Source organism: Streptomyces sp., assembly GCF_035563135.1.
Taxonomy (GTDB): domain Bacteria; phylum Actinomycetota; class Actinomycetes; order Streptomycetales; family Streptomycetaceae; genus Streptomyces.
Map to the genome: position 1 here is coordinate 1 of NZ_DATMVN010000164.1, position 15,436 is coordinate 15,436.

Sequence of the window (15,436 nt, forward strand, 5' to 3'; positions counted from 1 at the left end):
AGGCTCGACCACCGCGTCACGCTCGTGGTCCTTGAGGGACTCGGCCTCGGAGACCTGCTCAACCTCTTCGACCGACTCGTAGGAGCCCGTCTCGAGCTGGCGCTGCCGCTCCTCGGCGGAGTAGATCCCGAGCATCGACCGCTCTTCGAACGGCATGTAGTCCAGCGCCAGGCGACGGAAGATGTAGTCCATGATCGACTGCGCCATCCGCACGTCCGGGTCGTCGGTGAGCCCGGCCGGCTCGAACCGCAGGTTGGTGAACTTGGAGACGTAGGTCTCCAGCGGCACGCCGTACTGCAGACCGACCGAGACCGCGATCGAGAAGGCGTCCATCATGCCCGCGAGGGTGGAGCCCTGCTTGGACATCTTCAGGAAGACCTCGCCGAGACCGTCGTCCGGGTAGGAGTTGGCGGTCATGTAGCCCTCGGCGCCGCCCACCGTGAAGGAGGTGGTGATGCCGGGCCGGCCCTTGGGCAGACGCTTGCGGACCGGGCGGTACTCGATGACCTTCTCGACGGCCGTACGAATGGTGTCCTCGGCCTTGGCGGTGACCGCAGCCTTCTCCTTCTCCTTGGTCTTCGCGGAGAGGGGCTGGCCGACCTTGCAGTTGTCACGGTAGATCGCGAGCGCCTTCACGCCCATCTTCCACGCCTCGAAGTAGACCTCCTCGACGTCCTCGACGGTGGCCGTCTCCGGCAGGTTCACCGTCTTGGACAGCGCGCCGGAGATCCACGGCTGGATGGCCGCCATCATCCGGACGTGGCCCATGGCCGAGATGGAACGCTCGCCCATGGCGCAGTCGAAGACCTCGTAGTGCTCGGTCTTGAGGCCGGGGGCGTCGATCACGTTGCCGTGGTCGGCGATGTGGGCGACGATCGCCTCGATCTGCTCCGCCTGGTAGCCGAGACGGCGCAGGGCCTGCGGGACCGTGCCGTTGACGATCTGCATCGAGCCGCCGCCGACGAGCTTCTTGAACTTGACCAGGGCGAGGTCGGGCTCGAGGCCGGTGGTGTCGCAGGACATCGCGAGACCGATGGTGCCGGTCGGGGCGATGACCGAGGCCTGGGCGTTGCGGAAGCCGTTCTTCGCGCCGAGGCGGATCACGTCCTGCCAGGCCTCCGTGGCGGCCGCCCAGATCGGCGAGTCCAGGTCGTCGACGCGGACGGCCACGGCGTTGGCGTCCGAGTGCTGCTTCATGACGCGCTGGTGCGGCTCGGCGTTGCGGGCGTAGCCGTCGTACGCGCCGACGACCGCGGCGAGCTCGGCGGAGCGGCGGTAGGACGTGCCGGTCATCAGCGAGGTGATGGCTCCGGCGAGCGCGCGGCCGCCGTCGCTGTCGTACGCGTGCCCGGTGGCCATCAGCAGGGCACCGAGGTTGGCGTAGCCGATGCCCAGCTGGCGGTAGGCGCGGGTGTTGTCACCGATCTTCTGGGTCGGGAAGTCCGCGAAGCAGATCGAGATGTCCATCGCGGTGATGACCAGCTCGACGACCTTGGCGAAGCGCTCGGCCTGGAAGGACTGGTGGCCCTCGCCGTCGTCCTTGAGGAACTTCATCAGGTTCAGCGAGGCCAGGTTGCACGAGGTGTTGTCCAGGTGCATGTACTCGCTGCAGGGGTTCGAGCCGTTGATGCGGCCGGACTCCGGGCAGGTGTGCCAGTGGTTGATGGTGTCGTCGTACTGGATGCCGGGGTCGGCGCAGGCCCATGCGGCCTCAGCCATCTTGCGGAAGAGGGACTTGGCCTCGACCTCCTCGATGACCTCACCGGTCATCCGGGCACGCAGACCGAACTTCCCGCCGGACTCCACGGCCTTCATGAACTCGTCGTTCACGCGGACCGAGTTGTTGGCGTTCTGGTACTGGACGGACGTGATGTCGTCGCCGCCCAGGTCCATGTCGAAGCCCGCGTCACGCAGGGCGCGGATCTTCTCCTCCTCCTTCACCTTGGTCTCGATGAAGTTCTCGATGTCGGGGTGGTCGACGTCGAGGATGACCATCTTGGCCGCGCGCCGGGTGGCGCCGCCCGACTTGATCGTTCCTGCGGAGGCGTCGGCACCGCGCATGAAGGAGACCGGACCGGAGGCGTTGCCGCCGGAGGAGAGCAGCTCCTTGGAAGAGCGGATGCGGGACAGGTTCAGGCCGGCACCGGAACCGCCCTTGAAGATCATGCCCTCTTCCTTGTACCAGTCGAGGATCGACTCCATGGAGTCGTCGACGGCCAGGATGAAGCAGGCCGAGACCTGCTGCGGCTGGGGCGTACCGACGTTGAACCAGACCGGCGAGTTGAAGCTGAAGATCTGGTGCAGGAGGGCATAGGCCAGCTCGTGCTCGAAGATCTCGGCGTCCGCGGGGGAAGCGAAGTAGCTGTAGTCCTCGCCGGCCTTCCGGTACGTCTTCACGATCCGGTCGATCAGCTGCCGCAGGCCGGTCTCACGCTGCGGAGTGCCGACAGCACCCCGGAAGTACTTGCTGGTGACGATGTTGACCGCGTTCACCGACCAGAAGTCGGGGAACTCGACGCCACGCTGCTCGAAGTTGATCGAGCCGTCGCGCCAGTTGGTCATGACGACGTCACGGCGCTCCCACGCGACTTCGTCGTACGGGTGCACGCCGGGAGTCGTGTGGATGCGCTCGATGCGCAGGCCCTGCCTGGTCGCAGTCGACTTGGCTCCCTTGGTGCGGGAACCCCGTACCGGGCCGCTCGCCGTCTCTGTCATGCCGCCTCCCATATATGGGCAAAAACGCCCTGAAGTGCCCAGTTCTTCCCAGGGCACAGTGTGTGTCTGATGCTCCGGACGCCACGCACGGCGTCCCGGAACAGGTCTTGGTGCCGCCTGCCGCCGGATCGGCCATCCCGGCCGGCCGTCTTCGGTCAATCAGCGGCAGCTGTGGCGGGGGCGGGGACCTCATGGGTTCCACCGCTCCCGCCTCGCTCCGCGCGGGGCCGCTGTTCGCGGAGTTCCGCGATGGCGGCCTCGAAGTCTTCGAGCGAGTCGAACGCCCGGTACACCGATGCGAAACGCAGGTACGCGACGAGATCGAGCTCCTGCAGGGGGCCGAGTATGGCCAGCCCCACATCGTGTGTCGTCAGCTCGGCACTCCCCGTGGCCCGCACCGCCTCCTCGACCCGCTGACCGAGCTTCGCCAAGGCGTCCTCGGTGACGGGGCGGCCCTGGCACGCCTTACGGACCCCCGAAATGACCTTGGTGCGGCTGAAGGGTTCGGTCACGCCGCTGCGCTTGACCACCATGAGCGAGCAGGTCTCCACCGTCGTGAAACGACGGGAGCAGTCGGGGCACTGACGGCGCCGTCGGATCGACGTCCCGTCGTCCGTCGTGCGACTGTCCACGACCCGGCTGTCGGGGTGCCTGCAGAAGGGGCAGTGCATGTCTTTGAACCCTCCTTCACGGCACGACTGAATAGCCCTCCGTGCCCTGTTCAGGGCCCCTGAGGACGGTCACAAGCATAGGTGATGCACTTCGCCCCGACGGACCGGGGACCACTACTTGTGGGCGGCGACAGCAAGGAAACCACTACATCTAGGGGTTTCGCCCTACCTCTCCCCCCGCGCGTGTCGCGCGCGCCCACAAGCCGGGGGCAGCCTACGGCCCGGCACGAGGGTACGGGAAACGGGTGTCGGCCGTGGCCTCGGGGCCACCCGGCAGAACACCTGGACGCACCCCGTCGCAGTGCCTGCCGCGGCACGCAGGGCGACATGCACCCCGCGCCCGGAGACGGGCCGGCGGAGCGCTAGCGTGATCCCGGTCGCCGCCTGTGGACGGCGGTCCGCCGCATCAGCTCATACACCTCTCGGTAATTCCACGACAGCCCTTTATTTGTTTTTCACTCGAACGTGTGTTTGGCGCAACCTTTCGAAAGCTATTACCGTTGCCTAACCAGGGAGACCATTCGAGAGGGGCCGACGTGACCACCACCGCAGACAGCGCGACCATCACCGCCCAGGACCACCGCTCCCAGGGCCGACTTGAGCCGGTGCATGCCATGAATGACTCGATGATGAACGCGGAGGGGCCGGAACCCACACGGGCAGCACGCTCCTTGCCCGGTCGGCCTCCAGGAATCCGGGCGGACAGTTCGGGGCTCACGGACAGGCAGCGGCGCGTGATCGAGGTGATCCGGGATTCCGTGCAGCGACGGGGATATCCTCCCTCGATGCGCGAGATCGGCCAGGCGGTGGGGCTGTCCAGCACCTCGTCCGTCGCCCACCAGTTGATGGCCCTGGAGCGCAAGGGCTTCCTGCGCCGCGACCCCCACCGGCCGCGCGCTTACGAGGTGCGGGGCTCGGACCAGCCCAGCACACAGCCGACCGACACCACCGGAAAGCCGGCAGCCTCGTACGTGCCACTGGTCGGCCGGATCGCGGCCGGCGGCCCGATCCTCGCCGAGGAGTCCGTCGAGGACGTCTTCCCTCTGCCCCGCCAGCTCGTCGGTGACGGCGAGCTCTTCGTGCTGAAGGTCGTCGGTGACTCGATGATCGAGGCGGCGATCATGGACGGGGACTGGGTCACCGTCCGGCGCCAGCCCGTCGCGGAGAACGGTGACATCGTGGCAGCCATGCTGGACGGCGAAGCCACGGTCAAGCGCTTCAAGCGCGAGGACGGCCATGTGTGGCTGCTCCCGCACAACTCCGCCTACCAGCCGATCCCCGGTGACGAGGCGACGATCCTGGGCAAGGTCGTGGCGGTGCTGCGGCGGGTATGAACTCCGCCGGTTCGACTGGGCCCCGGGACCCCTGCGCCGGTCCCGGGGTCCTGACGTGTCCGGGGGTCCTGACGTGTCCAGGGGTCCTGACGTGTCCGCGACCCCTTGGGTACTCACTGCGACAAGCAGGGACGGGGCAGGCGCTGGGACGGGACGTCCCGGGGCGCCCCGGTGGACCGTCCTCTGCTCACTGCGCGGCCTTGGCCGCCGCGTCGATGGCCGCCAGAGAGCGCCGTGCCTGATTACGGTCCGTGGTGTACCAGAAGTCCGGCAGTGAGGCGCGGAGATAGCTCCCGTACCGCGCATTGGCCAGCCTGGGGTCGAGCACGGCGACCACCCCCTTGTCGCCCATGGCCCGCACGAGCCGGCCGGCGCCCTGCGCCATCAGCAGCGCGGCGTGGGTCGCCGCCACCGCCATGAAGCCGTTGCCGCCGGCTTCCTCGACCGCCTTCTGGCGGGCGCTCATCAGAGGGTCGTCCGGCCGGGGAAAGGGAATCCGGTCCATGACCACGAGCTGACAGCTCGGACCCGGGACATCGACGCCCTGCCAGAGGGACAGCGTTCCGAACAGACAGGTCTCGGGGTCCGCCGCGAAGTTCTTGATGAGCTCCCCGAGTGTCTCCTCCCCCTGCAGCAGGATCGGCTTGTCCTGCCGGCCGCGCAGTTCCTCGGCGGCTGCCTGGGCCGCCCGCATGGAGGAGAACAGCCCCAGGGTGCGGCCGCCCGCAGCCTCCACCAGCTCGGCGAGCTCATCGAGCATGTCGGTGCGGGAACCCTCCCGGCCGGGCAGGGCCAGGTGCCGTGCGACGTACAGGATGCCCTGCTTCGGGTAGTCGAACGGCGAGCCGACGTCGAGCCCCTTCCACTGCGGGCTGTCGTCGCCCGCCGTGCCCTCGGGAGCCAGGCCCAGGGACGCCCCCACCCCGTTGAAATCACCGCCCAGCTTGAGCGTGGCCGACGTCAGCACCACCGAGCGGTCGGCGAACAGCTTCTCGCGCAGCAGCCCGGACACGGACAGCGGCGCGACCCGGACCGAAGCGCCGAAGCGGTCGTGGCGCTCGTACCAGACGACGTCGTACTCGGAGCCCTGTGTGATGCGCTCCGCGACGCTGTGGACCGACTCGACGGACGCCATGGCCTGCTTGCGCACCGCGTCCTCGTCCTGGACGGACTTGTCCCGGGTGCCACCGAGGGCGGAGATCACCGTACGCGCGGCGTCACGCAGGGCCATCAGCGCGTAGCCGAGGTCTTCCGGCACCTCTTCGAGGCGTCCGGGGAGCGCCAGCTCCATGACGCGCTCGAATCCCTCCGACGCGGTCAGCAGGGCGTCGGCCGCCTTCTCGTTGACCAGCTTCGCCGCGCGGCGCACCGCCCGGTTCACCTGGCCGGGGGTGAGCTCGCCGGTGGCCACCCCGGTGACCCTGGAGACGAGCTCATGGGCCTCGTCGACGATGAGCACCTCGTGCTCAGGGAGGACGGGAGCTCCCTCGATCGCGTCGATCGCGAGCAGGGCGTGGTTGGTGACGACGACATCGGCCAGCTTGGCCCGCTCCCGGGCGGCCTCCGCGAAGCACTCGGCGCCGTACGCGCATCTGGTGGCGCCGAGGCACTCACGCGAGGAGACGGAGATCTGGGCCCACGCCCGGTCCGAGACACCCGGTGTCAGGTCGTCCCGGTCGCCGCTCTCCGTCTCGTCCGACCAGTCGCGCAGGCGCAGCAGGTCCTGGCCCAGCTTGCTCGACGGCGCCGCCGCTTCGAACTGGTCGAAGAGCCCCTCCTCCTCGTCCTGCGGAGCCCCCTCGTGGAGCCGGTGCAGACAGAGGTAGTTCGAACGGCCCTTGAGCATCGCGAACTCCGGCCGACGGCGCAGCAGCGGATGCAGGGCCTCGACCGTACGCGGAAGGTCCCGCTCCACCAGCTGGCGCTGGAGGGCCAGCGTCGCCGTGGCCACCACGACCCGCTCTCCGTGGGCCAGCGCCGGCACCAGGTAACCGAGGGACTTGCCCGTGCCGGTGCCGGCCTGGACGAGCAGATGGGCGTTGTCGTCCACGGCCTCGGCGACGGCCTCGGCCATGGAGACCTGGCCGGGCCGTTCCGTGCCGCCGACAGCGGCGACGGCGGCGTGGAGGAGCTCGGGGAGAGATGGCTTCGTCATAGCCCGTCCACCCTACGGCGCCCCACTGACAACATCGATCGGTCCCGGACTCACGCGGAGGGGTGGAGCGGATTGGGGACGGTGCCGTGGACTGCGGCGTGAGGGCGCTGCGGCCGGTCACGGTAGCCGTCCAGGTGCAGACGGTTGCGGTTGAGACACAGGCGCTCGATCGTCGGCGTCAGCATGTCGAAGATCTCGAACCGCTCCTTGAGGTCGGGGAAGCGGGCGTGGTGCCTCAGGATCTCGGCACGGACGAGTGACCAGAATTCACCCTCCGGTACGCCCAGTTGCTCCTCGCAGAGGGGGGACAGGTACCGGAAGACTCCCACGAAGAGCCCGGAGTGGATGAACTGGGTGAGGAAGGAGGGCTCCTCCGTGAGCAGGACGGCACGGACGCCGGCGGGCATCGTGTCGTGCTCGGGCAGCGGCCGGGCACTGACGTTCACGTCGTCGACGAAGTCCTTGATCGCCAGGCGGACCGGCACGTCGTTCTCGTCGAAGACGACGATGGCGTTCTCGCCGTGCGGTGAGAAGACCGTGCCGTAGCGGTACAGGAAATGCAGCAGCGGGGGCAGCAGCGCGGCGAAGAGCCGGCTCAGCCAGGCGTCCGGGGTCAGTCCCGAGCGGGCGACGAGCTCGGCGGTGAAGGAACGGCCGTGGGGGTCCGTGTGCAGCAGTGCGGCCAGCGTACGGGCGCGTTCGCCGGGTGCGAGGCGCGGCTGGAGGGGTTCTCGCCAGATCGCCCCGAGGATCTCCTTGAACTGGTAGGGGGACTCCGGGAGGTGATCGTAGAGCGGGTGCTCGACGGCCACCGAGGCGACCTCTCCGAGCAGGATGACGCCGCAGGTGTCACTGAGGAAGGGATCACCGTCGCACAGTCCCTGGACCCACTCCGTGACGGCCGGGGCGGCGAGCGTGCGCTCGGTCGGCAGGCCCCGCCAGACCAGGGTGTTGAGGATGGACAGGGGCAGCTTGACCGTGTGCCGGTCGGGGCGCCCCACATTGGTGAAGGTACGGATGGACTGCTGCGGCAGCCGGAGGTCGTCGTCCGCGTGCAGGGGCACGATGTCGCCGTCCGCGACCGCGGGGGCGAAGAGGGGGAGGATCCACTCGTCCCACTGCCACGGATGGACGGGGAGGAACAGGTAGGCCGCGGGATCGAGGCCCCGTCCGCGCAGGATCGCGGCGAAGGATTCCCGGACGCAGGGGTCCAGTTCCTGGTCGTAGAGGTCTCCGGGGGTGGCGACGCGGCCCACTCCCCGGTAGCCCGCTATGCGAGTGCTGACGGCGATCCAGGGCAGTGCGGTGACCGACCGGGCTTCCGGGGTGAAGCGGGCGGCGTCGGCTGCGGAGAAGCCGAGACGGCCCTTGTTCGCCACGAGCCAGGGGTGGCCGGTCTGGTGGCCTTCGAGCTCGGCGTACGGGAGTTCGGCGAGCCGCGCGGCACGGAGCGCGGTGTGGTCGAGACGCGCGTCGGCGGTGAGTGTGGCGGTGAGCTCACGGATGAGGTGTCCGAGCGTGGCACCGTCGAGGCCGAGGAGCCGGCGCCCGCGGGCGAGGAAGCTCAGCGGGTCGCGGAAGGGCGTGCCCTCGGCGTTCTCGTCGCCGGTGCCCGAGGCGGCCACCTCCCGGACCGTCTCGGGGTCGACACGCCAGCTGCCGTAGACACCACGCCGGGCGTGGAAGCTCAGGGTCGCGCCGTCGTCCAGCGGCACGGTGTAGCCGTCCCGCCCGGCCCCGTCGTCCGCCCTCGGTACGGGCTCGATGACTTCCTCGTAGGCGAACTCACCGAGCATCTTGGCGAGAAGCCTCGCCGCTGCCCGGTCCCAGGCGGTCCGGTTGAGTTCCGGAGTATCGAGCGGCGTATGGAGCTCCGCCGGGTGATGGCTCGCAGGATATGTCGGCACGGGGACTCCTCCGGGTGGGACCGATGGGGTTCGAGCGGGCTGTGCGGTGCGGCGAATTGTTCACAGGTGTTCACGGTGGGCTCGGTCACGGACCATCAGGGCCGCTCGCTTCTCGGGAAGATCCACTTCCGCGCTGAAGCGGAAGCCGGCGCTCAGGAAGGCGGACACGGACGGGGTGTTGCGCAGGTCCGGCTCCGCGACCACACGACCGCAGAGGGGACGGTGGTCGAGGAGGAGGTCGGAGACCGCCCTGAGCAGAACGGTGCCGATGCCCCGCCCCCGGCTGCCCACACCGCCGACGAGGAGGTGGACCCCCATGTCGTGGGGCCGTGCCGGGTAGTGCCGGGCCAGCGGGTCCAGGTCCGCGCGGTAGATCTCCCAGTAACTCATGGGTGTACCGCTCAGGACGCCGAGGCAGGGGACGCTACGGCCGTCCCCTGCCAGCTGCTGACGGAGGTGGGCGGCGGTCACCGACGCCGGCCCCGCGAGCTCCCAGAAGGCGGCGACCGCGGGGTCGTTCATCCACCGGCTGATCACCGCGAGGTCGCGTTCGGGTTCCACCGGGACGAGCCGGAAGGACCCGGCGGAGGTGGTGACAGGGCTCCACGCGCCGGGATCGCCCACGAGAGCGGAGAGGCCGGCCCCTGCGACGGCGGACGCGGGGGCATCACCGAGCAGGGCGAGGAGCTCCTCGGTGAGCCGCAGCTCCAGGGTGTCCTCGGTCCCGGTGGCGTCGGGCGGTACGGCACCGGTCCCGGTGCGGGCATCGGCGTGATGCACCGTGGCGCTCTCCTCTCGTGGGTTCAGACGGTCATGCCTTGTCGCTGCGGAGCGGATTGGCGATGGTGACGTACACGGACTGGGTGTCCACCGGCCCGACGAGTTCGTCGAGGCCCTGCATCCGGGTCAGCAGGTTCGCCTTGCAGCGGAGCTTGCCGGTTTCCAGGAGGTAGGCGGGCAGGGGGGAGCCCAGCTCGACGGTGCCTTCGAGGAAGCGGCGGAACGCGGCGAGGAGCAGTTGTTCGTCGGCCAGTCGCTGGGCACCGAAGGCCCCGATCAGACCGAACACGTTGTTGATGCCGAGGTAGTAGGCGAGCCGCTCGTCGGTGACGGCGTCGGAGACGAAGGTGTCGCTGACGGCGCCGATGCCCGGGAGTCGGCGTTCGAGGGCGGAGCGGTGGGACTCCCGGAAGTAGTAGCCCTGGTTGTCGCGGTACCTGCCGCCGACGGGCCAGCCGTCCGGGTCGAGAAGGACGAGCGTGTTCTGCTGGTGGGCCTCCAGGGCGACGCCCGCGTGTGCGTCCAGCCAGAGGACGGGCAGGACGACGCGGTCCAGGTAGCGCAGGAACCACTCGGCGCCCACCGCCCCGGTCGTCCTGCCCGTGCGGGCGGCGAGTGACAGGACCGTGTCGGCGAGCCGCGAGTGTGTGCCCGGACGGCCGGGCCACGGACGGGGGGCGGTGAGTCCGGCGATGCACACCGCGTCGTCGGCCGGGCCGAACGGATTGTGGCGGAGCATCACGTCGAGGCCGGGGACGGGCCTGCCGTCCGGGTGGTCGACGGCCAGCCAGGCGGGGTCCCGCACGATGTCGAAGCCCGGGTGTGCCTCCCGCCAACGGTCGGCCAGCCCGGTGCGCAGCAGCCGGTGGACCTCGGCCCCCCGGTGGAGTTCCTTGCGGAGGTTCTCCCGGCGGGAGTTGGTGATGCGTACGCCGAGGGACAGCTTCAGCATGAGGTCGGAACCGGGGCGGTGCACGGTCCGGACGGAGGAGGTGGGGTACCAGTGCTTCCCGTACGGACCGAGGTCGTGGAGGAGGCCCTTCTCGCACAGCGCGGCCACCTCGGGGCGGCGCAGGACCTCTGCGGCCTGCCAGGGGTGGAGCGGGAGGGCCGTGCTCCCTTCGGGGAGGCTCAGCCCTTCGGCGTGGGGTGCGAGGAGCGCCTCCGCCGGAACAGGCCTGCCGGCTTTCGTCCACGACGACTCCGTGGCCAGCACGGAGCGGTCCACGGCCATCCAGTGGAGCGGGAAGGAGCCGCGCAACTCGGGTGAGTAGATCAGCGTCTCGGACTCGGAGAGACCTTCGCGGCTCTTGGGCGTGGGATGCAGGGGGTGGCCGAACACGAGGGACTGCTCGGCGGTGAGGAAGGGGTCGGCCTCGGAGGGCGCGGTGGGTGTGCGGCGCCGGTCCGCGATGAAGGCCGCGGTGTGCCGTACGGAGTCGGCCACCCTGGCCACCAGATCGACTCCGGCGTTCCGCTCGCTCTCACGGCTCAGCAGCGCGGCCACCGTGACGGCGTCGACGCCCGGGGCGCCGGCGGGCGCGTTCTCCAACACCGGCGTACCGAAGCGGTGCCAGCCCGTCGCGGACCAGTGACCGATCGGGACGATCAGGGCGGTGCCGCTCGCGGGGAGCGGAATGCGCAGGGTGTTCCCCTGCGGGCGGGGCAGATCGTTCTCCCTGGCCCAGCAGCGCAGCAGATTCTCCGTCCCTGCCGAGTCCGCGGCCCGGAGCGGGTCCGGATGGTCCAGCGGGTTCTGGTGGGTGTGACCGGAACGGCCCTGGAAGGCGTCCGGGAGGGTGTCCGCCCCGGTCCGCGGGTTTCCGTGCGGACCGGCCTTCTGGCGCGGCACGGTCGTCGATTCGACGGCGAGGGGGCCCTCCGGCAGGTCGTTTCCTCGCTGGTGGCTGGTGAGGGGGCCGTCGGCCTCGGGCGCAGGGGTGGGGTTCACGGCGGTCTTCCTTGTGAGGGGTCCGGGATCAGCGGGTCTGCCCGGCAGCGGCCCGGCGGTACGGAGAGCGCTCGGCCGCTCTCAGCGCGTCGGCGAGGCGGTCGACGACCGCCACCGCCTGTTCGTCGGTGAGAGTGAGGGGAGGGAGCAGCCGGACCACGGCGCTGTGGCGTCCGCCGAGTTCGACGATGAGGCCGCGGCGCAGGCATTCCTGCTGGACCGCTGCGGCGAGAGCGGGATCGGGCGGCGGGACGGAGCCGGCGTCGACGGAGACGGTGGCCGGCTCGGCCTCGGGGTCGACGAGCTCGATACCGATCATCAGACCGCGGCCCCGGACGTCACCGATGCCCGGGTGGTCCGCACCCAGCGCCCGGAGCCCGGCGAGCATGCGCGCGCCCAGCGTCCCCGCGCGTTCGGCGAGCCCGTTCTCCCGTACGTACGCGAGGGTCGCGGCACCGGCCGCCATGGCGAGCTGGTTGCCCCGGAAGGTGCCCGCGTGGGCGCCCGGCTGCCAGAGGTCGAGCTCCGCGCGGTAGACGATCACCGCGAGCGGCAGTGAGCCGCCGATGGCTTTCGAGAGCACCATCACGTCGGGCACGACACCGCTGTGCTCGACCGCCCAGAAGGTGCCGGTCCTGCCGACGCCGGTCTGCACCTCGTCCGCGATCAGGGCGACGGAACGCTCCTGGGTGATCTCCCGCATCCGGCGCATCCAGCCGTCGGGGGCGGGATTCACCCCGCCCTCGCCCTGGACGGGTTCCACGATCATGGCGGCCGGCGCGGGCACACCGCCCTTGGGGTCGTCCAGGAGGGACTCCGTCCAGCGCGCGGCGATGTCCGCGCCCCGCTCCCCGCCCACTCCGAAGGGGCAGCGGTAGTCCTGCGGGAAGGGGAGGCGTGTCACCCGTACCTCCGGGGCGCCCCCCGAAGCGGCCAGGGCACCGGCGGTCATCCCGTGGTACGCGCCGGTGAAGGCGAGGAGTTCACTGCGTCCGCTCGCCGCCCGGGCCAGCTTGAACGCCGCCTCGACGGCGTCCGTGCCTGCCGGGCCGCAGAACTGGATCCGGGCGTCGTCGGCCAGCTCCCGGGGCAGGGTGGCGAACAGCTCGGTCGTGAAGGCGTCCTTGACGGGCGTGGCCAGATCGAGCACGTGCAGCGGTGCCCCGGAGTCGATGACCTGCCTGATGGCCTCCAGCACCACGGGGTGGTTGTGGCCGAGGGCCAGGGTGCCCGCCCCCGAGAGACAGTCGAGATAGCGCCGGCCGTCCGCACCCTCGATGGTCATGCCCCGCGCGCGCACCGGGACGATCGGCAGGGACCGCGCATAGGTGCGGGCCGCCGATTCGCGCAGCGCCTGACGCCGCAGGATCCCTTCGTGCACGGACGGGAGTGCCACCGGAGCTGGTTCGGTCACGGCCACGGCTTCTCGGTCCTCCTGCTGTAACAGTTGCGTCGCGCATCGGGCGGTCCCCGGGGGCGGGCCACGCCGATGAACGCCGTCCGGGGCTCCCCCGTACGTACCAACGACACAGAAGGCGGGAGATCACGGGTAAATCGGAAGATCCTTGCGCATGCGGAACCACGGCCCTGCCGCAGGCCGTCCCCTTCGGCACCGGCATAGTAGGGGCCGCACTCAGGACGGAGCCGCCGCTCCGAGGGTGTGCGCCGTGGTCCGCAGGCCCGTGCCACGCACCCCGGGTCCGCAGTGCAGTACCGAAGTCAGTGACGAAGTCCCAGGGGGATCACCAGATGCGACCCATGCGCCCGACCGACACCGCACGCCGCGGGGGGAGCGCCCGTCGCGCCCCCCGGGTGTTCGCCGCAGCCGCCCTCGCCGCTGTCCTGACGCTCACCGCCACCGCCTGCGGCCCGGAGGAGGACGGGGCGGTCAGCGAGCCGAGCAGCTCCGCCGGCCGGTCCTCCGACGGGAAGGTGGTGATCCCGGACGATCTCAAGGACCGGCTCAAGGAGCACGGGATCGACCTCGACAAGTGGAGGAACGGCGAGTGGAGGAACTGGGACAAGGACACCTGGCTGCGTGAGGCCAAGGACTACGTCAACCCCGTCATCGAGGACCTCTGGAACCCGGACCGGATGCGGGAGGCCGACAAGCCCCCGGAGAACCCGGTCGTCAACGACATCTCCGGTGACGAGGGCGTGACGGACCCGGCCCCGGCACCGGTCGAGGCGGCGAACCTGCGGACGCCGTACCACGAGAGCGCGCCTGAGTCCGGAAAGCTCCTGTTCGACGGCCCCGACGGTTCGATGGTCTGCTCGGCGACCGTGGTGCAGGACCCGGCCCACCCGGGCAGGTCCAACATGGTCTGGACCGCCGGGCATTGCGTGCACGCGGGCAAGAACGGCGGCTGGTACCGCAACATCGCCTTCGTCCCCTCGTACAACGACAGCGGCATGTCGACGGCGGAGCTGCAGAACGCGTCCAAGGAGGAGGTCGCTCCGTACGGCGTGTGGTGGGGGCAGTGGGCGCAGACCTCCGAGCAGTGGATCGACCAGGGCGCCGCGACCGGCGGGCAGGGCGCTCCGTACGACTTCGCCGTGCTGCAGGTGACTCCGGAGAAGGGCTCGACGGGCAAGTCCCTGGAGGAGACGGTCGGTTCGGCCCTCCCCGTCGAGTTCGACGCCCCGGCCGTCCCTGAGATCGACAGCATGACGGCGACCGGTTACCCGGCGGCCCCGCCGTTCGACGGCCAGAAGGCGCTCCGGTGCACCGACGGACCGGGCCGCCTCACCGTCTTCGAGCAGCAGCCGACCATGTACCGCATCGGCTGCACCATGACCGGCGGCTCCTCCGGCGGCGGCTGGGTCGCGGACGGCCAGGACGGCAAGCCCGCACTGGTCTCCAACACCTCCATCGGTCCGGTCACGGCGGGCTGGCTGGCCGGCCCTCGCCTGGGCGAGGAAGCCAAGGGCATCTACGAGGCCGTCAGCAAGAAGTACGCGGGACGGTAGGACCGCGCACGTCGGGCCCCGGTACGGCGAGCAGCCGGCCGGGGCCCGCGGTGTCGTGGGGCGCCGTCGGCGCATGCCCTGGCGGGCCCGGCCGGACGGCGTCTGCCGAGGGCCCGGCGAAGACCATGGCGGCAGGAGGCCGCTCAGGGAGTCAGCGGCCCGGCGCCCGCACCGGTGGAGACCCGGCCCGGGGAACTTCCGTACCACGCGCACGCGGTCCCGGCCGGCAAGGTCTTCTTCGGCTCCCCCGAGGGCTCCGTGATGTGCTGTGCCCGGGGCATCTTCGCGGTGATGAGTGAGAAGTCCGCGGGCCGGCAGCCACGCGAGGAGGCCGGGCTCCCCTCTGCGAGGGGAACCCGGCCTCCTGTGCGACTACCCGCGTGCGGTCACCGTGTCAGTGGGTCACCGGGGTGAACACCGCCAGGTCGGCTCCGAGCTGCTCGTGGACCCGCGCCTTGAGCAGCGTGCCCTCCGGCGTGTGCTCCTCGGAGATCACCTCGCCCTCGGCGTACACCCGTGAGACGAGCCCGCCCTGGGTGTAGGGCACGAGTGCCTCGATCTCCACGGACGGCCGCGGCAGCTCGGTGTCGACGAGTGCGAGCAGCTCGTCGATGCCCGCGCCGGTCCGCGCCGACACCGCGATCGCGTGCTTCTCCGTGCGCAGCAGACGCTGCAGCACGAGCGGGTCCGCCGCGTCCGCCTTGTTGATCACGACGATCTCGGGTACGTCGACCGCGCCGACCTCCCGGATCACCTGACGCACCGCTGCGAGCTGCTCCTCCGGTACCGGGTGGGAGCCGTCCACCACATGCAGGATCAGGTCGGAGTCGCCGACCTCCTCCATGGTGGAGCGGAACGCCTCCACCAGGTGGTGGGGAAGGTGCCGCACGAATCCGACGGTGTCGGCCAGGGTGTAGGTCCGGCCGCTCGGGGTCTCGGCCCGGCGCACCGTC

10 protein-coding genes are annotated in these 15,436 nt (G+C 70.4%); 2 read left to right on the forward strand and 8 right to left on the reverse strand.

Annotated elements, in window-relative coordinates:
* Both VN520_RS06995 and nrdR read right to left on the reverse strand, forming a co-directional pair.
* A partial coding sequence (locus tag VN520_RS06995) for a vitamin B12-dependent ribonucleotide reductase (RefSeq protein WP_325745973.1) occupies window positions 1-2,715 on the reverse strand: 2,715 nt, incomplete at its 3' end.
* Between the two features lie 155 nt (window positions 2,716-2,870).
* Window positions 2,871-3,386, reverse strand: a complete 516-nt coding sequence (gene nrdR, locus VN520_RS07000) for a transcriptional regulator NrdR (RefSeq protein WP_325745974.1) — start codon at window positions 3,384-3,386, stop codon at window positions 2,871-2,873.
* A gap of 536 nt (window positions 3,387-3,922) precedes the next feature.
* Here nrdR and lexA point away from each other — a divergent pair.
* Complete coding sequence (gene lexA / locus VN520_RS07005) at window positions 3,923-4,720, forward strand: transcriptional repressor LexA (RefSeq protein WP_325745975.1); 798 nt, start codon at window positions 3,923-3,925, stop codon at window positions 4,718-4,720.
* Window positions 4,721-4,907: 187 nt separating this feature from the next.
* Here the strand turns inward: lexA and VN520_RS07010 are convergent, their stop codons facing one another.
* The 5 genes from VN520_RS07010 to VN520_RS07030 are packed head-to-tail and all read right to left on the reverse strand — an operon-like array spanning window position 4,908 to window position 12,933.
* A complete protein-coding gene (locus VN520_RS07010; protein ID WP_325745976.1) occupies window positions 4,908-6,875 on the reverse strand; it encodes an ATP-dependent DNA helicase in 1,968 nt (655 codons plus the stop codon).
* A gap of 50 nt (window positions 6,876-6,925) precedes the next feature.
* On the reverse strand, window positions 6,926-8,782 hold the full coding sequence (locus VN520_RS07015; protein ID WP_325745977.1) for an IucA/IucC family siderophore biosynthesis protein: 1,857 nt from the start codon (window positions 8,780-8,782) through the stop codon (window positions 6,926-6,928).
* A 60-nt stretch (window positions 8,783-8,842) separates the two neighbouring features.
* Window positions 8,843-9,562 carry a GNAT family N-acetyltransferase gene (locus VN520_RS07020; RefSeq protein ID WP_325745978.1) on the reverse strand — a complete coding sequence of 240 codons (720 nt, stop codon included), beginning with the start codon at window positions 9,560-9,562 and terminating at the stop codon, window positions 8,843-8,845.
* A 31-nt stretch (window positions 9,563-9,593) separates the two neighbouring features.
* Window positions 9,594-11,513 carry an IucA/IucC family protein gene (locus VN520_RS07025; protein ID WP_325745979.1) on the reverse strand — a complete coding sequence of 640 codons (1,920 nt, stop codon included), beginning with the start codon at window positions 11,511-11,513 and terminating at the stop codon, window positions 9,594-9,596.
* A 28-nt stretch (window positions 11,514-11,541) separates the two neighbouring features.
* Complete coding sequence (locus tag VN520_RS07030) at window positions 11,542-12,933, reverse strand: diaminobutyrate--2-oxoglutarate transaminase family protein (RefSeq protein WP_325745980.1); 1,392 nt, start codon at window positions 12,931-12,933, stop codon at window positions 11,542-11,544.
* Between the two features lie 338 nt (window positions 12,934-13,271).
* Here VN520_RS07030 and VN520_RS07035 point away from each other — a divergent pair, with 338 nt between their 5' ends.
* Entirely contained in the window at window positions 13,272-14,483 is a 1,212-nt protein-coding gene (locus VN520_RS07035; RefSeq protein ID WP_325745981.1) for a hypothetical protein, read from the forward strand.
* A gap of 394 nt (window positions 14,484-14,877) precedes the next feature.
* Here VN520_RS07035 and VN520_RS07040 read toward each other — a convergent pair.
* The coding region (locus tag VN520_RS07040; protein WP_325745982.1) for a GTPase at window positions 14,878-15,436 on the reverse strand (559 nt) is incomplete at its 5' end.